The sequence below is a fragment of the Streptomyces ardesiacus genome (assembly GCF_003112575.1).
Lineage (GTDB): Bacteria > Actinomycetota > Actinomycetes > Streptomycetales > Streptomycetaceae > Streptomyces > Streptomyces ardesiacus.
Map to the genome: position 1 here is coordinate 13,229 of NZ_BEWC01000003.1, position 20,053 is coordinate 33,281.

The window sequence follows — 20,053 nt, forward strand, 5'->3', positions numbered from 1 at the left end:
CTGCTTCCTCGCTGCTTCCGCGCTACTTCTGCAGGACGGACAGGTCCTCGGACGCGTTCGGCACCGCGACCGTGCCCCGGTCGTCGGGGAGGGTCTGGACGGTGAAGGACGCCACGTCGTCGTCCGAACCGGTCAGGGTGCGCGACGCGTAGACCGGGCCGCCCGACACGGTCTCGACGGTCAGCGCGTAGCTGCCCTTGAGTCCCGCGGGCACCGGCGCGTCGACGTTCTGGGTCGTGCCGGCCTTGAGCGTGTACGTCTTGGTCGCCGTCGTGCCGCCCTCGGTGCCCGCCGACGCGGTGACCTTGACCTTCGCGGCCGCCTGGGGCGCGGACAGGGCCAGGGTGGTGCTCTTGGCGCGGTTGTCGGCGGCCGTCGCGCGCGCGCCGACCGGGGCGGAGGCCGGGATGAACGCGGACTCCTGCTCGTCGCCCTTGCCCCGCACGACCCGGACCGCGGCCACGACCGGCACGGAGCGGTCCGTCGGCGTCAGCACCAGCGAACCCGCCTCGCCGCGCGTGACCTCGCCGAGGTCGACGCCGGTCGTCATGCCGGCCTTGACGTGCACCGTCTCATGACCGGCGGGCGTGATCAGCCCGGACGGCGAGGCGAGCCGCACCTTCAGGTCGGCGTCGCTGCCGCCGGGCGTGAACAGCACCAGGCGGACGGCGGTGGCGTCCTTCGGGATGCCGGGCACGACGAGGTCGCCGGCCGGGTCGGCCGCCGCGGTCAGCCAGTCGCCGCCCGTCTTGTCGTCCAGGGCCTGCACCGCGGCGCCGAGCCGCCCGCTGCGCACGCCGACGTGCACGGTCAGGTCGGTCTCCTTCGCGTCGCTGAGCGTGGACAGCAGGAGGGAGTCACTGGCGTGCGGCGGCACGGTGATGCCCTCCCCCACCGTGGACTTGAGGGCGCCGTCCTTTCCGTACAGCTCGATGTCGACGACGGCCGCCGAGTCGTCGGGGTTGGTCAGGTGCACGTAGTCGGTGCGGCCGGAGGCCGTGCTGGCGCCCGGGAACCAGAACTCCGTGTCCGGGGCGGTGCAGTCGACGCCCTGCAGGCCGCGGCCCGTCCCGGCGGCGACCTCCGTGGTCTGCTGGACCGTCCAGCCGGGCGCCCGGCCGCCCTCGGCGGTGCCGATCAGGGCGGGGGTGTCGCCGCCGGTGGTCCTGCCGGCGGCGGGCGTGCCGGGCGCCTTGGGCTCGACGACCGGCTTCTCCTTCTTCTCGCCCTTGTCGTCGCCCTTGCCGCCGTCCCCGGTGGCATCCCCCGACTCCGCCGCCACGAGCGCGGCGTCGCCCTTCTCGTCGGCGCCCTGCGTGACGGGCGTGAACGACGTGTACGCGGTCTCGGCGAGGTCGGAGGTGCTGGGCGCCGGGCACAGCAGGCTGGTGCGCTCCACGGGCAGCCGCGCGGCCGGGGCCGCGGTGTCCTTGCCGGGGCCCTCGGGGGCGGAGACCGCCGCGAACCCGGTGACGGCGGCGAGCGCGGTCGCGCAGGCGATCAGGGACAGGGTCGTGCGCTTCACTGCTGGCTCCCGTCGGGACGCTCACTGCCCGTGCCGTGGGGCTGCTGGGGCTGCTGGGGCTGGGAAGGGTCGTACGGCGTGTCGTAGCCGCCCCGGCCGTAGGCCTGGTCGAACGCGGGGTCGTACCCGCCCTCCTGACCCTGCGTCGGACCGCCGTAGGCGTACGGGTCGTACGCGCCGCCCGTCCCGTACTGGGTGCCCTGGCCGCCCTGATAGGCGTCCTGCTGGTACGGATCGGCCTGGTACGGCTGCTGCCCGTACGCGCCGGGGTCGTACTGCTGGGCCTGCTGGGCCTGCTGGGCGCCCTGGTACTGCTCGCCGCCGTAGCCGCCGTCGTAGGAGCCGTACTCGGCGCCGGTGTGGCCCGCCGTGTCCCACGCGCCGTACTCCTGCTGCTGCGGAACCGGCACGGGTGGCGCCGTGGGCGGCTCCGGAACCCCGGGCGCGTCGGCCGCCGTCCCGGGGCCCGGCTCCATGCCCGCCCCCGCTCCGGCTTCCGCCGCCTCCGCCTCCGCCTGGGCGCGCAGGCGCCGGGCCCGGCGCCCCTCGCCGTCGGCGGCCTGGGCGGGGACGAGCTGCTCGTCGGGCAGGTCGTCGTCGACGTCGCGGCGCCTGCCCGGCAGGGCGAGGACGACGAGGACGAGGCCGAGGAGACCCTGCGCCCACAGCCAGAGCGTGTGCGTGAACGGGATGTCGTAGGTGACGTCCAGCCGGCCGCCGGAGGCCGGGAGTTCGAAGCCCTGGGCCCAGCCGTCGACCGTGGTGCGGGTGAGCGGCTTGCCGTCCAGGGTCGCCGTCCAGCCCTCGGCGGCCGTGTCGGCCAGGCGCAGCACCCGGCCGTCGGGGCCCGCCTCGATGTCGGTGTGGATCTCGACGGGTCCGGCCGCCACGGGCTCGGCGCCGTGCGCACCGGACGTTCCGGCACCGGGCTTCTCGCCGGACACCACGGTCGCGCGCGCGACCTCCTGGTTCACGCGCCACAGTCCGCTGCCGTCCTGCTGGCTGAGCCTGCTCAGTCCGGGCGTGGCGTCCAGGACGCGGGTGACGTCGCGCGGGGCGCCCTTGTGCACGAGCACGTAGCGCACGGCGAACCCGCCGAGCTGGTCGGCCTGGTCGGCGCCGGAGCCCGCCACGAGGTTGGCGACGACCTTGTCGAGCGTGCTGTTGCCGCCGTCGCCGGAGGCCAGTTCGCCGTCGCCGAGGCGGACGCCGGAGCCGCGGACGAGCATGTAGCTCACGTGCGCGGCCGAGTCGCTGTCGAGGACGAGGGTGCGGGCCTGGTCGCGGGTGTGGCTCTCCTCGGCGACGAACGCGGGCACCTGCACGGGGTCGCGGCGCTCCACGGGACCGTCGGCGCCGCCGATCATCCAGCCGGCGGCGGCGATCAGCGGGCCGAGGGCCGAGGCGAGGGCGATCAGGGCGGCGACGGGCTGGCGCCAGCCGAAGCTCTGCTCGGCCACGCGGAAGCGGGCCCCGTCGGCGCCGAGGGCCGCGGCGGACAGCAGGGCGATGCCGTAGACGAGGGTGGCGGGTCCGGCCCAGGCCGAGCGGTTGGACAGGACCGAGAAGACGAGGGCGACCAGGGCGACGGCCCAGGCCGTCCGGACGGCCGTCTGGCGCTCCGAGCGCAGCAGTGCCGCCAGCGCGGCCAGCACGATGCCGACGAGGAACAGCCCGCCGACCGTGCCGGGTCCGCCGGGGCTGGCACCGAGCAGGTCGAGCGCGGAGGCGGCCGAGGCGCCGTACGCGAGGCCGGCCTCGTCGAAGAAGCCGAACGGCAGCAGCGTCAGCGACCACGGGGCGAGCAGCAGCAGCGGGGTGCCGAGCTGGGCGAGGAAGCGCGGTCCGTACGCCGTGATCTCGCCGCGGCGCACGACGAGCACCCCGAGGCCGAGGATCAGCGCGACGGGCCACACGACGGGTGTGAAGGCGGTGGTGACGGTCAGCAGCAGCGCGTACGCCCAGGTGGCGCGCCAGCTTCCGCGGGCACCGGAGGGGGTGGCCAGACCGGCCGCCGCGACGCCCGCGCGGGCGATGAGCGGCAGCAGTACGGCGAGGACGGCGGTGCCGATGCGGCCGCCGGCGAGGGCGCCGGTGGCGGCGGGCAGGAAGGCGTAGGCGACCGCGGCCCAGGCGCGCAGCAGCCGGGAGGGGACCAGCGGGCGGGAGGCGAAGTACGCGGTGGCGCCCGCGAGCGGCACCGAGCAGACCAGCAGCAGGGTGACGGCGAGTCCGGTGGAGCCGAGCAGGACGGAGGCGAACGTGGCGAGGATCGCGAGGTAGGGCGGCGCGGAGGCGGTGCCGCCGGTGCCGACGGTGTGCCAGGCGTCCATGTACCGCGACCACAGCTCGCCGGCGCCGGCCGGTGCCGGCAGCAGCGCGCCGCCCGCGAGAGCACCGCCGCCCAGGAGCGCGCGGCAGGCCACCAGGGAGACGAGCAGCAGCACCAGGAAGAGCACCGGTCCCGGCTTGCGGGCGATGCGCTTGAGGCGGGCGAACTGCTCGACCTCCAGGAAGTCGGCGTCGTCGCCGCCGGGTCCGGACTCGATGGCACCGCCGTGCCGTCCGGCGCCCGTGGCGGCCTCGGCGTCGGAACCGCCGAAGAGATCGCCCGCGACCTGCTCGACGGTGGCGCGGACGGTGGCGCCGGGCGGCGGGAACAGGGGCCGCAGTTCGTCCTTCTCGATCTGCGGGCGCCCGCGTTCGCGCCGGCCGGCGACGATGCGCTCGGGGCGCAGCAGGACGCCCAGCAGGCCGCGGATCTCGTCGAGGGCCTGGCCGGGGACCTTGCCGACGAGGTAGGCGACGGTCCGCAGCAGGGTGCCGAGGACGATGCGCAGCAGCACCCAGGGCAGGGCCGCGGTGCGGGTGTTGACCAGGAGGGTGTGGACCGCTCCGGCCTTGTCCACCTTGTGCGGGGAGGCGGTGGTGCGGCCCGCGCAGTCGACGGCGCGGCGTTCGCGCGAGGCCGCCTCGGCGTGGCGGACGACCGCCTCGGGGGCGACGAGGACGCGCATTCCGGCGGCGTGCGCGCGCCAGCACAGGTCGACGTCGTCGCGCATCAGGGGCAGCCTGCGGTCGAATCCGCCGAGCCGCTCGAAGACGTCGCGCCGGATCAGCATGCCGGCGGTGGACACCGACAGCACGGGGCGGACGTGGTCGTGCTGGCCCTGGTCCTGTTCGCGGCGGTCCAGGCCGGTCCAGCGGCGGCCGGAGTTGGCGATGGAGACGCCGACTTCGAGCAGCTGGCGGCGGTCGTACCAGCCGCGGAGCTTGGGGCCGACCACGGCGACGTCGTCGCGGCCGAGTTCGTACTCGGTGTCCACGACGCGCAGCAGTTGGGCGAGGGCGTCGGGTTCGGGGGCGCAGTCGTCGTGCAGCAGCCACAGCCACTGGACCGGCTCGCCGTGGGGCAGCTCCGGCAGGTCGTAGGCGTCGTCGCGCCAGGTGCGCGTGACGGGGTCCCAGCCGCTGGGCCGCCTCAGGTACGGCAGGTCCTCGGGGGTGAGGAGGGGGGCGGTGCGGGCGGCCTCCTCGACGGCCTGGCCGAAGCCGGTGCGCCGGGCGAGGTGGAGCACGCGCTCGTCGCCGAGGGCCTCGGCGACCAGCCGGGAGGAGCCGTCGGCGCTGCCGGTGTCGGCGGCCACGGCGTACTGGACGGGGCGCTCCTGGCCGAGCAGCCCGGCGAGCGCGTCGGGCAGCCAGCGCTCTCCGTCGTGGGCGACGAGGACCGCGGTCACCACGTGACGCGGGAACTCAGGTGTGGCAGCGAGGTCTTGCTGGGCTGCCGTGTGACTCTGCACGGACATCGAGGTACGGGCCCCGGTTCGGTGGACTGCGGTGGACCCCCCGTGCCCGTGGGGCGGCGGGGCGGTCTCGGACGAGCGCCCACACTATCGGCTGGACACAGGGGCGGCCCGCCGCCTGTGGACAACCCACCGGCGACGGGCCGTTCCCGCTGCTCGGACCGTTTGCACGGGCCTTTCTGCCGCCGCGTCAGGCCGCGGCCCCAGACCGGGCCCCGGAGCAGGACGGCTCAGACCGCGGCCTTCTTCAGCCGGCGGCGCTCCCGCTCGGACAGGCCGCCCCAGATGCCGAAACGCTCGTCGTTGGCGAGGGCGTACTCGAGGCATTCGGAGCGGACCTCACAGGCGAGGCAGACCTTCTTGGCCTCGCGGGTGGAGCCGCCCTTCTCGGGGAAGAAGGACTCGGGGTCGGTCTGGGCGCACAGTGCGCGCTCCTGCCAGCCGAGTTCCTCGTCCGCGTCGTCGACCAGCAGTTGCTGCACCAGCTCGGTCATGTGCGCCCCTCGTCTGTCTTTCGCGTCCCCGTGATCCAGCCGTTATCGATTCCGGCTGAACGACACGAGTGAAATTACAAGTGTGCTGCTCCGGGCGAGTCAAGCCGAGATCTGCTATTGGGCCCCTTATTCACTCTGCGGAACCAAGGCCATGCAGTAAGTGTTCAAATCGCCATAAACCTTCACATAGCGATGTGACCACCAGAGAGCCCGTCCCGTTCGACGCCTGCATCAGGAAGGACGCCCCGGCGATCGATCCCGTTCCGATACACGCGCCGAAGCGAACCTGATCACATTCGGATCACGGGATCGCAACGGGGGTTGTGCGCCCGGCTTGTGCGCCATGTGTCCCGGAAGTCGTCCGAGCAAACCTTTCGGCAGGACGAACAACCGGATGAGGTGAAACATGTCCCACATAACGGGCATCGAGTTGACAGTGCTGGTGTGAACCGCTGTCCTAGTGGGCATGCTCGCGAACTTGGCGCTCGCCTCGACCCGCACCGCCGGGTCCCACGGTGCTGCCCGCGCTCGCTGTAGCTGTTGTCGCTGTTCCAGCCGTTGAGCCGACCGCGCTCCGGCTGTCCCCGAGTCCACGCGACTCGACTGCTCCAGTCCCGCCCCACCAGGGCGTTCTTCGTCATTCGCTCCGCTCCACCGCACTTTTCTGCCGAGGAACCACGCACCCATGAACAGCGACAGCGACCTCCAGATCGCCGGCGACATCCTGGAAGTCCCCCACCTCCTGCAGCCTCCGCGCGAGCACCCGGCCACGGTCGCCGAGTTCGCCGGTCTGCTCCGCGCCGTCGCGGCCGACCGCTCCGAGTGGCAGCACCTCGTCCGCTACGACGCGACGACCCGCTGGTACCACCGGCTGCGCACCGGCCCCGGGTACGAGGTCTGGCTGCTGTCCTGGGTCCCGGGACAGGGCAGCGGACGCCACGATCACGGTCCCTCCTCCGGCGTGTGGACGGTGCTCGAAGGCACCCTCACCGAGCGCACGGAGCGCGGCACGCGCGCGCTGGAGCCCGGTACGCAGAGGGTGTTCGCACCGGGACACGTGCACGAGGTCGTCAACGACGCGCTGGAACCGGCGGTCAGCCTGCACGTCTACTACCCGGGCCTGACCGAGATGCCGATGCACTCCCCGCAGTGCTCGGTCCCGGCCGGGCAGGACACCGACGCCGGCACCGCCCCCGTAGCGGCGCGGTGACGACTGGCTGACGCACTGTCGTACCCGCCTGCGAGACTGGGGCCATGCGCATTGTGGTTCTGGCAGGCGGCATCGGCGGTGCCCGGTTCCTGCGTGGTCTGAAGCGGGCCGCGCCGGACGCGGACATCACGGTCATCGGCAACACCGGGGACGACATCCACCTCTTCGGGCTGAAGGTCTGCCCGGACCTCGACACGGTGATGTACACGCTCGGCGGCGGCATCAACGAGGAGCAGGGCTGGGGGCGGACCGACGAGACCTTCCACCTCAAGGAGGAACTCGCGGCGTACGGCGTCGGACCCGAGTGGTTCGGCCTCGGCGACCGCGACTTCGCCACCCACATCGTGCGGACCCAGATGATCACCGCGGGCTTCCCGCTGAGCGCGGTGACCGAGGCGCTGTGCGACCGCTGGAAGCCCGGGGTACGCCTGATCCCGATGACCGACGACCGCGTGGAGACGCACGTCGCCGTGACGTTGCCCGACAGCGGCGCCGACGCGGGCCCCGGGGAGCGCAAGGCGGTCCACTTCCAGGAGTACTGGGTGCGGCTGCGCGCCTCCGTCCCGGCCGAGGCGGTCGTGCCGGTCGGCGCCGAGCAGGCCAAGCCCGCGCCCGGCGTCCTGGAGGCCATCGCCGAGGCGGACGTCATCCTCTTCCCGCCCTCCAACCCCGTCGTCTCCATCGGCACGATCCTCGCCGTGCCCGGCATCCGGGAGGCGATCGCGGACGCCGGGGTGCCGGTGGTGGGCCTCTCCCCCATCGTCGGCGACGCGCCCGTGCGCGGGATGGCCGACAAGGTGCTCGCCGCGGTCGGCGTGGAGTCCACGGCCGCCGCGGTCGCCGAGCACTACGGCTCGGGACTGCTCGACGGCTGGCTGGTCGACACGGTCGACGCCGACTCCGTCACGCGCGTGAAGGCCGCCGGGATCCTCTGCCGGGCCGTACCGCTGATGATGACCGATCTCGACGCCACGGCGCAGATGGCCCGGGAGGCGCTGACGCTGGCGGAGGAGGTGCGGGAGGCGTGAGCGACCAGACGCGCGACGGCGCTTGCGGCCGCCGGGACGGCTACCGGGTGTGGGCCCTGCCGGGGCTGCCCGAGGTGCGGCCCGGCGACGACCTGGCCAAGCTGATCGCGGCGGCCGAGCCCGGGCTGGCCGACGGGGACGTGCTGCTCGTCACGTCCAAGATCGTGTCCAAGGCCGAGGGCCGCGTCGTCGAGGCCGCCGACCGGGAGGCCGCGATCGACGCGGAGACGGTGCGGGTGGTGGCCAGACGCGGCCCGCTGCGCATCGTCGAGAACCGTCAGGGCCTGGTCATGGCGGCGGCGGGCGTCGACGCCTCCAACACGCCGCCCGGGACCGTGCTGCTGCTCCCCGAGGACTCCGACGCCTCCGCGCGGGGCATCCGCGAGGGGCTCCGCGACGCGCTGGGCGTGGACGTCGGCGTGATCGTCACCGACACCTTCGGGCGCCCCTGGCGGGACGGGCTCACCGACGTGGCGATCGGGGCCGCGGGCGTCCGCGTCCTCGACGACCTGCGCGGCGGCACGGACGCGCACGGCAATCCGCTCGGCGCCACCCTCGTCGCCACCGCCGACGAGCTGGCCGCCGCGGGCGACCTGGTCAAGGGCAAGGCCGCGGGCCTGCCCGTCGCCGTCGTGCGGGGGCTGCCGCAGGTGGTCTCCGAGGACGACGGCGAGGGCGCGCGGGCGATGGTGCGCGGCGCGCGCGACGACATGTTCCGCCTCGGCACCTCGGAGGCGGTACGGCAGGCGGTCACCCAGCGGCGTACGGTGCGCGCCTTCACGGACGAGCCGGTCGACCCCGGTGCCGTGCGCCGGGCCGTGGCCGCCGCCGTGACCGCGCCGGCGCCGCACCACACGACGCCGTGGCGGTTCGTGCTCCTGGAGTCGGAGGAGTCCCGCACCCGGCTCCTGGACGCGATGCGGGACGCCTGGATCGCTGACCTGCGGCGCGACGGCAAGAGCGAGGAGTCCGTCGCCAAGCGGGTGCGGCGCGGCGACGTCCTGCGCAACGCGCCCTACCTCGTCGTCCCCTGTCTGGTCATGGACGGTTCGCACACCTACGGGGACGCGCGGCGCGACGGCGCGGAGCGGGAGATGTTCGTGGTCGCCACCGGGGCCGGCGTGCAGAACCTGCTGGTCGCGCTCGCCGGGGAGCGGCTGGGTTCCGCGTGGGTGTCCTCGACGATGTTCTGCCGGGACGTCGTGCGGGAGGTGCTGGGGCTGCCGGACGACTGGGACCCGATGGGCGCGGTGGCGGTCGGGCATCCCGCCGAGGAGCCGAAGGCGCGGCCGGAGCGGGACGCGGAGGCGTTCATCGAGGTGCGGTGAGGGCTCTACCCTCGTAGGGGCATCCTTCCCACCGCCCCCGCCCCCGCCCCCGTACGGCTCTCCCCCGCTTCGCTCACTTCGCCCAAGGATCTCGCTCGTGGCAGGACGTTTCGCTCCCCGGCCCCCTCGCGCCACCGCGCAGGGCGGGATACCCCGGCAGGCGCACGCGCCGGGCCGGGTCCGGGTGTGGGAGCCGGGCGGGCCGCTGGACCTGGGGCTGGTGCTCGGGCCGCTGCGGCGCGGGCCGGGCGACCCGACGTTCCGGACGATGCCGGACGGGTCGGTGTGGCGGGCCAGCCGGACGCCCGCCGGGCCGGGCACGCTGCGGGTCACCGCGCGCGGCGGTGAGGTGCGGGGCGAGGCGTGGGGGCCGGGGGCCGCGTGGCTCCTGGAGGAGTTGCCGCGGATGCTGGGCGCCGAGGACGACCCGTCCGTGTTCGTGCCGCGGCACCGGCTGCTGGCGTTCACGGCGCATCGGCGCCCGGGGCTGCGGCTGGGGCGGACCGGGCTGGTGCTGGAGTCGTTGATCCCCTCGGTCCTGGAGCAGAAGGTCACGACGCTGGAGGCGTACCAGGCGTGGCGGCTGCTGGTGCGGAAGTTCGGGGAGCCGGCGCCGGGGCCCGCGCCCGGACGGATGTGTGTGATGCCGGCGGCGCGGACGTGGGCGTTGATCCCGTCCTGGGAATGGCACCTGGCCGGGGTGGACGACAAGCGGGCGTCGACGGTCCTGCGGGCCGTGCGGGTCGCCGCGCGGCTGGAGGAGGCGGCGGGGATGGAGCCGGCCGCCGCGCGGGAACGGCTCGAGCTGGTTCCGGGGGTCGGGCCGTGGACGTCGGCGGAGACCGTGCAGCGCAGTCACGGGGCGCCGGACGCGGTGACGGTGGGGGATCTGCATCTGCCGGGGATCGTGGGGTTCGCCCTGGGCGGGAACCGGTATGCGGACGACGCGGAGATGCTGCGGTTGCTCGAGCCGTATGCGGGGCAGCGGCATCGGGCGGCTCGGTTGGTGTTGCTGAGTGGGCGGGTGCCGGCGAGGCGGGCGCCGCGGATGGCTCCGCGGGGCATTGAGCGGCTGTAGGTGGCCCGGGCTTGTCCGGTCGCCCGGGGTGCGTGCGGGAGGGGTTCGTGCGGACGGGGTGCGTGCGGACGGGGTGCGTGCGGGCGGGATGGGCCGCGTGGCCCGGGGTGCGTGCGGACGGGGGTGGGCCGCGTGGCCCGGGGTGCGTGCGGACGAGGGTGGGCCGCAGGACCCGGCGCTGCGGCGTGCCCCGGGGGGTGCGGGTGCGGGGAGAGCGGCAGCCCGGCGGAGCGGGGTGCGGCTGCGCCCACCCGTGCCGTCCTGGGGGCACCCCCGGGCCGTTGAGGCACTGGGGGAAGGCACCCACTGCCCGCGGTGGGGGCCGTGTGGCGACTGACCGCAGCCGGGGCGGGCCCTTGTGACGAGTGTTACGAGGCGTCGGACGAGAAGCGCAAGGATGCCGGGGGGATGTGGGCGTCGCACCAGATGCGGGCGCCGGAGCGGAGCTCGTTGTCGGCGCCGATGACCGCGCCGTCGCCGATGACCGTGTCGGCCAGGACCGAGCGGGTGCCGACGCGGGCGCCGGCGCCGATGAGGGAGTCGGTGATGACGACGCCCGGTTCGATGACGGCGCCCGGCAGGATCGTGCTGCCGAAGACGCGCGCCCCCTCCGCCACGAAGGCGCCCTCGCCGACCACCGTGCCGCCGGCCAGCTTGGCGTCGGGCGCGACCTGGGCCGTGGGCAGGACGAGTCGGTCGCCGCAGCGGCCCGGTATCGCCGGGGACGGGGCGCGGCCCAGGACCAGGTCGGCCGAGCCGCGGACGAAGGCCGCCGGGGTGCCGAGGTCCAGCCAGTACGTGGAGTCGACCATGCCCTGCAGGTGGGCGCCGGAGGCGAGCAGCCCGGGGAAGGTCTCGCGTTCGACCGAGACGGGGCGCCCGGCCGGGATCGTGTCGATGACCGAGCGGCGGAAGACGTACGCCCCCGCGTTGATCTGGTCGGTGACGATCTCCTCGGGGGTCTGCGGCTTCTCCAGGAAGGCGAGCACCCTGCCCGCGTCGTCCGTGGGGACCAGGCCGTAGGCCCTCGGGTCCGTGACCCTGGTCAGGTGCAGGGAGACGTCCGCGCCCGTCGTCTCGTGCGTGCGGACCAGCGCGCCGATGTCCAGGCCCGTCAGGATGTCGCCGTTGAAGATCAGCACCGGTTCGTCGGGCCCGGAGTGCAGCCGCGACGCCACGTTGCGGATGGCGCCGCCCGTGCCGAGCGGCTCCTCCTCCGTGACGTACTCGAGGTGCAGGCCCAGCGCCGAGCCGTCGCCGAAGTACGGCTCGAAGACCTCGGCCAGGTAGCTCGTGGCGAGCACGATGTGCTCGACGCCCGCCGCCTTGGCCCGGGCCAGTTGGTGCGTGAGGAACGGCACTCCGGCCGCCCGGACCATGGGCTTGGGCGTGTTCACCGTGAGCGGGCGCAGCCGCGTGCCCTTGCCGCCGACCAGGAGGATCGCTTCTGTCACCTGTCGTCTCTGCTTCCTGCCGGGACCGGCCGAACTGTCTTTCGGCGGGCCAGTGTATGCAGACCGTTCCGTGGCGCCTTCGAGGACCGTGCGGTGGCGTGCCCTCAGCGGCCCTGGTAGGCGGCCGCCTTCGCGCGGACCGTGCCGAGCTTGGCGTAGAGCTTCTTTCCGGGGCAGTTCGTGGCGAAGCCGTCGCGGTGACCGGAGACGACGTTGATCCGTACCTTCTTGCCCTTGGGGTAGAGATTGCCACCCCCGGACTTCAGGTATGTCTTCCCGCGCGGATTCATGCCGTACTGCCCGGTCTTCCACGCGGTGAGCCGGGCGATCGCCTTCAGGGCGGCCGACGAGGGCTGCCGGCCGCTGTACGTGCCGAGTACGGCGACGCCCATGCTCTGGGAGTTGAACCCCAGAGTGTGGGCGCCCAGTACCGGCTTGGACACGCCACCGGCCCGGCCCTCGTAGATGTTTCCGCACTTGTCGACGAGGAAGTTGTAGCCGAGGTCGCGCCAGCCCAGGCTGTTGACGTGGTAGCGGTAGATACCGCGCACGACCGAAGGCGCCTGTGAGCAGCGGTAGTTGTTGCCGGTGTCCGAGTGGTGCACGAAGACCGTCCTGATGTTCTTGGTGTACACGAAGCCCTTGTCGCGCAGCTTCTCGTCGGCTCCCCAGCCGCGGCGTGTGGTGATGCGCGGGCGGGGTGCGGTGTGCGGCTTGGCATTCCGCCGGTTGGCGAGCGCGGGGAGTACGGCGGGTTCGCCGGACCCGGCCCGCGCGCGGTTCGCCGACGGCGGGACGTCCTCGCCGGGGTCGACGAGTTCGAGGCGCAGGCCGCCGGGCAGTCGCGGGCGGGCCGGGGCGGTGCGCGCGGCCTCGGGGGCGGTCTCCGCCCGCACCCGTACCTCCACGCCGTCGGAGTCGCCGACCCAGAGCGGTGCGGTGGCGCCGCGGACGCGGCCCGAGGTGCTCTCGGTGGTGCCGGGGTCGGCGGCGTGGTCCCTGTTGTGGGCGTCCAGTTCCCGCCAGTCGGACCAGGTACCGGTCGCGGTGGCCCGGGTGCGGACCTCTACGCGGCCGTGGAGTTCGGTGGCGGGGTCGTCCCAGACGACGCCGACGAGCGAGAAGTGCCGTACGTCCCGGCGGGGCAGGCCCTGTTCGGCCACGCCGGGAGCCCGGTCCTGGGCGAGGGAGGTGAGGGGCAGCGATTGGGTGCCGCCGGGGGCGTGCGCCGCCACCTGGGGGCGTGTCGCCGAACTCGCCCCCGGCGGTGCCGAGGAGGCGGTCGCCGCCGCGGGCGGGGCGAGCGGCAGGGCGAGGGCCGCCGCGCACGTGACACCGGTCGAGGAAGCAAGCAATCCGAATCCACGCATGCCCCTGATTTTGTACATCGTCAGACAAATATGTCCATTTGGGATCTGACGGCCCGTAGGGTTCCCCGCCCGATCCGGTGGTGGTGACGGCCCATCGGCCACTGGGTGCTCGCCGGCGGGGCCGCGTACGCTTGCGCGGGTGAACGCGACCGACCGCACCCCTGCCGACCTGCTGAGTTCCGCGCTCGCCGCGGACCCGGGACGCCCCCTGGTGACCTTCTACGACGACGCCACGGGCGAACGCGTCGAACTGTCCGTGGCCACCTTCGCCAATTGGGTGGCCAAGACCGCGAACCTCCTCCAGGACGAACTGTCCGTCGAACCCGGCGACCGGGTCGCGCTGCTGCTGCCCGCGCACTGGCAGACGGCGGTGTGGCTGCTGGCGTGCGCGTCGGTGGGCGTCGTCGCCGACGTGGCGGGCGACCCTAAGGCGGCGGACGTGGTCGTGAGCGGGCCGGAGCCGGAGTCGCTGGAGGCGGCGCGGGCGTGCTCGGGGCCGCGGATCGCGCTGGCGCTGCGGCCGCTCGGGGGGCGTTTCGCGCCGGCGGCGCCGGAGGGCTTCGCCGATTACGCGGTGGAGGTGCCGGGGCAGGGGGACCGGTTCGCGCCGTACGCGCCGGTGGACCCGGAGGCGCCGGCGCTGATCGTGGCGGGGCGGGAGTTCAGCGGGGCGGAGGTCGTGGAGCGGGCCCGGGCGGAGGCGTCGGGGCTGGGGCTCACGGGGCCGGGGGCGCGGATCTTGTCGGGATTGCCGTACGACACGTGGGAGGGGCTGAACGCGGGGTTGTACGGGCCGCTCGCGAGTGGGGGGTCGGTGGTGCTGTGCCGGCATCTGGAGCTGGCGGGGGCGGGTGTGGTGGATCAGCGGATCGAGGCGGAGCGGGTTTCGGCGACGGCGCGGTGAGTTTCCGCGAGGGTGTGGGGGGCCGGGGCTGAGGTGCCGCCGGCGGGTCGGTGCGGCTGTGCCGGCTGGTGGCCGGCGTCCGTGCCGGCGCGGGGTGGCGGGCTGCGTGGTCCGGGTCCGGCGATGCCCTGTGCCCTGCGGCGACCTCGGCGCGGGGTGGAGCGCTCGGCCTCACGCTGACCTGTGCCCCGCGTCAGCCTCGGCACCGCGGAGCGCGTGACCCGGCACCGACCCACACCCCGCGTCGACCTCGACGCAAGGTGGGGACGTGGCCCAGCACCGCCCCCCACCCCGCGTCAACCCCGACGCAAGGCGGAGCACGTAACCCGGCACCGACCCCCACCCCGCGTCAGCCCCGGCGCGAGGTGGGGCGCGTGACCCGGCGCTGACGGGGTGCCGCCTGCGCCCACCCGTGCCGCCCCAGGCGGCACGAATGCCCGCAGTCTGGGCGCAGCCCGGGAGCGCAGCCCTGGGGCGCCCGCAGTCATGGAGGCCGCCCGGAGCGCACGCGCGGTTCCGTGGCGGACCGACCCGTTCGGGCTAGTTCCGTGCTGTGCCCCGGGCTCCCCCGGGGCATGGTCGTAGGAGCGCGCGGGTGTGGACGGAGGCTGGCGTGGGCGGTGATGCGGGTACGGCGGCCTCCGGCGGGGAGCCCGGGGGCGGGGCGTCCGCGAGCGGTGGGGGGCTGAAGCGGCGGCGGCGCAGGAGGCGGCTGCGGATCGCCGGGATCGCGGTCGTCGTGCTGGCCGGGGCCGCCGCGGGCGTCGGGTGGGCGGTGTACGCCAAGCTGAGCGGCAACATCACGGCGGACGAGGCGGCCGCCGCCGAACTCGCCCGGTACGAGAAGGAGCGGCCCGCCTCGCAGGTGCGCGGCGCGCAGAACGTCCTCCTGATCGGGTCGGACTCGCGGTCGGGAAACGGCAACTCCCGCTACGGACACGACTCCGGAACCGAGCGGTCGGACACCACGATCCTGCTCCACCTGGCCGCCGACCGGGACAGCGCCACCGCCGTCTCCCTCCCCCGCGACCTCATGGTGAACGTCCCCGGCTGCCACCGCCCCGACGGGTCACTGACGAAGCCGGGGCTCGCGCAGTTCAACTCCGCCTTCGCGACGGGCGGTTCGGCGTGCACGATCCGTACGGTGGAGAAGCTGACCGGCATCCGGATCGACCACCACGTGGTCGTCGACTTCGAGGGCTTCAAGGAGATGGTCGACGCCCTGGACGGCGTCGAGGTGTGCCTGCGCAAACCGGTCGACGACAAGGACGCCGAGCTGAAACTGCCCGCGGGCCGGGTGACGCTCGACGGGGAGCAGGCGCTCGGATACGTCCGCGCCCGCAAGTCGCTCGGCGACGGCAGCGACACCGACCGGATGAACCGGCAGCAGCGTTTTCTGGGGGCCCTCGTGAACAAGGTGCAGAGCAACGGCGTACTGCTGAATCCGGTGAAGCTGTACCCCGTTCTCGACGCGGCCACGTCCTCGCTCACGACGGATCCGAAGCTGGCGAGTCTGCGCGGCCTGTACGACCTCGTGCGCGGACTGCGCTCGATTCCCACCGAGCGCGTGCAATTCCTGACCGTCCCCCGGGAGTCGTACGCGGGCGACGCCAATCGGGACCAGCTCGTGCAGCCCGACGCCGGAAAGCTCTTCGCCCGCCTGCGGACGGACGAGCCCGTGACGATCACGGCCGCCCGGCGGGACCCGGCAGGCGGTACGGGTAATTCCGGTGAAGCCCGTACCCCCGAATCCCCGGCACCGACGTTCAGCGGGAACACCGCCGACGAGGACATCTGCGGGTAAAGCACATTCCAAGAAGGGGCAACTCCGAGTGCAAGATGCCATGCGCGAGCGGACAATTGTCCGAGAAATGCGCCGGATTGCCCAGTTGTAAGGTTCGTGGAATGCGTCACTGCCGTCGCCCTACGCCCAACGGGGCGGTTAATGTGAGCGATCCGGTGTGCCCGGCCGCGGACTTCTGCCCTGGCCACGCACTGAACTGACGTGAGCGAGACCGGGCGCCCGGAGGGGAGGGGCGCCGCGTGGCCCCGACGGAGGATTCGGACAACCGTGGACGCGCAAGGCCGTGGGCAGGCGGAGGGCATCGACCCCGCAGACCAGTGGGTGCTCAATCCGGACACCGGTGACTACGAACTGCGACTGCCCTCTTCCGCACCGCAGTCACCCGTCCCCCGCCCCCGCCGGGCCGCGCCCGCGCCGGAGCGCGAGGTCCCCGCACCGCGCAGGCGCCGGACGACGCCCGAGGAGCCGCCGCCGGGACGGCGCGACCGCCGGCGGCCGTCGACGAAGAAGTCGGCGAAGAAGAAGTCGAGGGCCAAGAAGATACTGCTGTGGACCGGCGGCACGATGGCGTTCGTCGTCCTCGCCGTCGGCGCGGCCGGGTACCTCTATCTCCAGCACCTCAACGACAACATCGACTCCCTCCCCGACGACGGCGCGAGCACCGGTGGGTTCCGGAAGGACCAGGCGATCAACATCCTGTTGATCGGCACCGACAAGCGCACCGGTTCCGGCAACGAGGGCTACGGCGACAAGGGCAGCGCCGGGCACGCGGACACGAACATCCTGCTGCACGTCGCCAAGGACCGCTCCAACGCCACCGCGCTCAGCATCCCCCGCGACCTGATCGTCGACATCCCCGACTGCCCGACCACGCAGGAGGACGGGAGCACGAAGGTCATCCCGGGCTCCACCGGCGTCCGCTTCAACGAGAGCCTCGGCCAGGGCGGCCGTACGCCCAGTTGCACCATGCGGACCGTCACCGAGCTGACCGGGGTCAAGCCCGACAACTTCATGGTGGCCGACTTCAACGCGGTCAAGACCCTGACCTCGGCGGTCGGCGGGGTCGAGGTCTGTCTCGCGAAGGACATCGACGACCCCGACTCGCACCTGAACCTGCCGGCGGGCAAGCACACCATCGAGGGCGAGGACGCGCTCGCCTTCGTCCGTACCCGGCACTCCGTCGGCTTCGGCGGCGACCTGAGCCGTATCGAACTCCAGCAGCAGTTCCTCAGCTCGCTGATGCGCAAGCTCAAGTCCAACGACACCCTCACCAGCCCGACGAAGATGGTGAAGCTGGCCGAGGCGGGCACCAACGCGCTGACCGTCGACGCCAAGCTGGACGACATCGGCAAACTGAAGGACCTCGGTCTGGAGCTGGGCAAGCTCAACATCAAGAACCTGACCTTCGCCACGGTGCCGGTCAAGGACAACCCGGCCGAGAAGACGCCGGTGACCGTCGTCCTCAAGGAGGGGGACGCCCAGCAGGTCTTCGACATGGTCAAGAACGACGTCTCCTTCACCGAGGTCGAGCAGAAGAAGAAGGCGAAGCAGAAGAAGGAGGACGCGGCCGTCGCCGCCCGTCTGGAGGGCGAGAAGTCCGAGCCCGCCGAGGTCCGCGTCCGCATCCTCAACGGCGGGGCCTCCTCCGGCAGCGCGGGACGGGAGCTGACCTACCTCCAGAACGAGGCCGGGATCACCAAGTCCGAGAACGCGGGCAACGCCCCGGCCGACATCGCCAGGACCACCCTGGAGTACGCCCCCGACCAGGCCGACCAGGCCCGCGCCCTCGCCGAGATCCTCGGCCTGTCCGGCGCCGCCATGAAGCCCGGCGAGAGCGTCACCAACTCCCAGGGCCTGCCCGCCATGACCCTCACCCTCGGCAAGGACTTCAAGGGCGCCGGGGTCAAGCTCGACGCCACCTCCGGCGAGGCCCCGAAGGACCTCCAGAAGTCCACGGCGGACAAGGTCGAGTGCGCGAAGTGACCTGAGGGGCCCTGCGCGCGTCTGACAGTACGACAGTCCGTCGGCCGAACGGTCCTTCGGTGAACAATCCACCGTCCTCCGTACAGCCAACGACGGGCTTCGTACGTCCAACTGTGCGAACAGGTCGCGTGCCGAGGCGTGTTCGCGGGCCCGAGGGTGGGAGAAGGACATGACGCAGAGCAGTGTGCGCGGGGAGGCGACGCGACCGGACACGGTCCGGCACGCCCGCGGCCGCCGGTCCCGACGCGGCGGCCGGGACGAGGGCGACACGGGCGGGGCCGGGCAGGGAGACCCCGGGGGGTCGCGGGGCCGGGGAGGCGGACACGGCAGGCGCTCCGGGCGGCGGCCCGGACGCGGGCACCGGGCGCTGAGGTGGTCCGCGAGCACCCTCGCGGTGGTCATACTCGGCACGGCCGGAGCCGGATACCTCTACTACCGGCACCTGACCGCCAACATCGACAAGGGCGAGCGCAGCAGCGGCGACTCCAAGGCGCACAAGGCCGAGCCGAACGCGGCCGGACAGACGCCCCTGAACATCCTGCTGCTCGGCTCCGACAGCCGGGCCTCCGCCGCCAACGTGGCCCTCGGCGGCGGCAAGAACCACCGCGACAACCCCCCGCTGGCCGACGTGCAGATGCTGATCCACCTGTCCGCGGACCGCAAGAGCGCCTCGGTGATGAGCATCCCCCGGGACACCCGGGTCGACATCCCCGCCTGCAAGGACCCCGACACCGGGGAGAAGTTCCCGGCGACCAACGACATCATCAACACCTCGCTGGCCCGCGGCGGCGCCGGCTGCACCCTGGCCACCTGGGAGAACCTCACCGGCGTCTACATCGACCACTGGCTGACGATCGACTTCGCGGGCGTCGTCTCGATGGCGGACGCGATCGGCGGGGTCGAGGTCTGCGTGAACCAGAACGTGTGGGACCGGCCGCTGCCCGGCGTGCCCGGCGGCTCGGGCCTGAAGATGACGGCCGGCCCGCACAAGGTCAAGGGCGAGGAGGCGCTGCAGTGGCTGCGCACCCGGCACGCCTGGGGCAGTGACCCGCTGCGGGCCCGGGCCCAGCACATGTACATGAACTCGATGATCCGCACGCTCAAGAGCCAGAACGTCTTCACCGACGCCGGTCGGCTGATGGACCTGGCCGAGGCGGCGACGAAGTCGCTGACGGTCTCCGAGGAGGTCGGCACCCCCAAGAAGCTCTACGACCTGGGCATGCAGCTCAAGACGGTGCCCACGGACCGCATCACCATGACGACGATCCCCACCGTCGAGGACCCCGAGGACAAGAACCACCTGCTGCCGGCCGACGACGCCGACGCGATGTGGGCGATGCTCCGCGACGACGTCTCCTTCGACGACAAGGGGAAGCAGGACGGGAAGGGCTCCGCCAAGGGCGACGGCGGGGACGCGGCCGGGGACGGCGCCGCCGGCGCGGACGGCACCGGCAAGCCCTCCGACGAGCCCGCCGCCGATGCCGAGATCGGCGTCCTGGTCCGGAACGCCACCCGTTCCGCCACCCTCGGGCCGGTCCCCGGCCGGGCCGGCGCGGTCGCGGGGACGCTGGTGGACAAGGGCTTCGTGAAGGCGACGAAGGACACCTCGGCGGCGCTCTCCGAGGAGCGGACCGTCGTCCGTTACCCGAGCGACGAGCTGGCGGGCGACGCACGGCGCGTCGCCGAGGCGCTGGGCATCCCCGCCAACGCGGTGCGCAGGACCGCGGACGTGTCCGGGATCACTCTCGTCGTGGGAGCTGACTGGCGCGACGGCGCGTCCTACCCGAAGCAGAAGACACCCGAGGCCGGGGACCTGCCGGAGAGCAGCGACGCCCTCAACGGCTCGGACACCAGCACGTGCATGGACGTCTACAAGCCCTACCGATGGTAGGAGTTCACGAAAATAGGAGGGAATGCCCTGTTGTAGGCGTGACGTTCGTGACACCAGTGTCGTTCGACGCCGAACCGGGCGGATAGTGTGAGCGCTCCAGTGCCCCCTGCCGCGAGGTCCGCCCTGGCGTCGTGCACTAGTTGGCTTTTTTCTACCGTGCGCCTTCAGGGGAAGGTGC

13 protein-coding genes are annotated in these 20,053 nt (G+C 73.3%); 8 read left to right on the forward strand and 5 right to left on the reverse strand.

Annotated elements, in window-relative coordinates; all coding sequences use genetic code 11:
* Positions 1–22: 22 nt before the first annotated feature.
* From Sdi02f_RS12995 to Sdi02f_RS13005, 3 genes are all read right to left on the reverse strand, one after another.
* A complete protein-coding gene (locus Sdi02f_RS12995) occupies positions 23–1,525 on the reverse strand; it encodes a DUF5719 family protein (protein WP_108933294.1) in 1,503 nt (500 codons plus the stop codon).
* The gene (locus tag Sdi02f_RS13000; RefSeq protein WP_108933295.1) at positions 1,522–5,334 is read right to left on the reverse strand and encodes a glycosyltransferase family 2 protein; all 3,813 of its coding nucleotides are present in this window, start codon (positions 5,332–5,334) and stop codon (positions 1,522–1,524) included. The genes Sdi02f_RS12995 and Sdi02f_RS13000 overlap by 4 nt, the downstream gene beginning before the upstream one ends.
* Before the next feature lie 227 nt (positions 5,335–5,561).
* Positions 5,562–5,825, reverse strand: coding sequence for a WhiB family transcriptional regulator (locus tag Sdi02f_RS13005; RefSeq protein ID WP_003975777.1), 264 nt, complete (start codon positions 5,823–5,825; stop codon positions 5,562–5,564).
* A 685-nt stretch (positions 5,826–6,510) separates the two neighbouring features.
* Between Sdi02f_RS13005 and Sdi02f_RS13015 the strand changes: the two genes are divergently transcribed.
* From Sdi02f_RS13015 to Sdi02f_RS13030, 4 genes are all read left to right on the forward strand, one after another.
* Positions 6,511–7,035 carry a cysteine dioxygenase gene (locus Sdi02f_RS13015; RefSeq protein WP_055468380.1) on the forward strand — a complete coding sequence of 175 codons (525 nt, stop codon included), beginning with the start codon at positions 6,511–6,513 and terminating at the stop codon, positions 7,033–7,035.
* A gap of 44 nt (positions 7,036–7,079) precedes the next feature.
* Positions 7,080–8,063: a 2-phospho-L-lactate transferase gene (cofD, locus tag Sdi02f_RS13020; protein WP_031185852.1), complete on the forward strand. Its 984-nt coding sequence runs from the start codon at positions 7,080–7,082 to the stop codon at positions 8,061–8,063.
* Complete coding sequence (locus Sdi02f_RS13025) at positions 8,060–9,391, forward strand: coenzyme F420-0:L-glutamate ligase (RefSeq protein ID WP_030404314.1); 1,332 nt, start codon at positions 8,060–8,062, stop codon at positions 9,389–9,391. The genes cofD and Sdi02f_RS13025 overlap by 4 nt, the downstream gene beginning before the upstream one ends.
* A gap of 97 nt (positions 9,392–9,488) precedes the next feature.
* Positions 9,489–10,469, forward strand: coding sequence for a DNA-3-methyladenine glycosylase family protein (locus Sdi02f_RS13030; RefSeq protein ID WP_053639222.1), 981 nt, complete (start codon positions 9,489–9,491; stop codon positions 10,467–10,469).
* Between the two features lie 368 nt (positions 10,470–10,837).
* On the opposite strand, the gene manB is transcribed toward Sdi02f_RS13030, so the two are convergent.
* Both manB and Sdi02f_RS13040 read right to left on the reverse strand, forming a co-directional pair.
* A complete protein-coding gene (gene manB, locus Sdi02f_RS13035) occupies positions 10,838–11,923 on the reverse strand; it encodes a mannose-1-phosphate guanylyltransferase (protein ID WP_030404316.1) in 1,086 nt (361 codons plus the stop codon).
* 104 nt (positions 11,924–12,027) lie between these two features.
* A complete protein-coding gene (locus Sdi02f_RS13040; protein WP_108933296.1) occupies positions 12,028–13,293 on the reverse strand; it encodes an N-acetylmuramoyl-L-alanine amidase in 1,266 nt (421 codons plus the stop codon).
* A gap of 139 nt (positions 13,294–13,432) precedes the next feature.
* On the opposite strand from Sdi02f_RS13040, the gene Sdi02f_RS13045 reads away from it, so the two are divergent.
* The 4 genes from Sdi02f_RS13045 to Sdi02f_RS13060 all read left to right on the forward strand — a co-directional run bounded on the left by Sdi02f_RS13045 (position 13,433) and on the right by Sdi02f_RS13060 (position 19,875).
* Complete coding sequence (locus Sdi02f_RS13045) at positions 13,433–14,197, forward strand: TIGR03089 family protein (RefSeq protein WP_030404318.1); 765 nt, start codon at positions 13,433–13,435, stop codon at positions 14,195–14,197.
* Between the two features lie 613 nt (positions 14,198–14,810).
* The gene (locus Sdi02f_RS13050) at positions 14,811–16,001 is read left to right on the forward strand and encodes an LCP family protein (protein ID WP_108933297.1); all 1,191 of its coding nucleotides are present in this window, start codon (positions 14,811–14,813) and stop codon (positions 15,999–16,001) included.
* 267 nt (positions 16,002–16,268) lie between these two features.
* Complete coding sequence (locus tag Sdi02f_RS13055) at positions 16,269–17,984, forward strand: LCP family protein (RefSeq protein ID WP_108933298.1); 1,716 nt, start codon at positions 16,269–16,271, stop codon at positions 17,982–17,984.
* 169 nt (positions 17,985–18,153) lie between these two features.
* A complete protein-coding gene (locus Sdi02f_RS13060) occupies positions 18,154–19,875 on the forward strand; it encodes an LCP family protein (RefSeq protein ID WP_174843342.1) in 1,722 nt (573 codons plus the stop codon).
* The last annotated feature ends 178 nt before the right edge of the window (positions 19,876–20,053 follow it).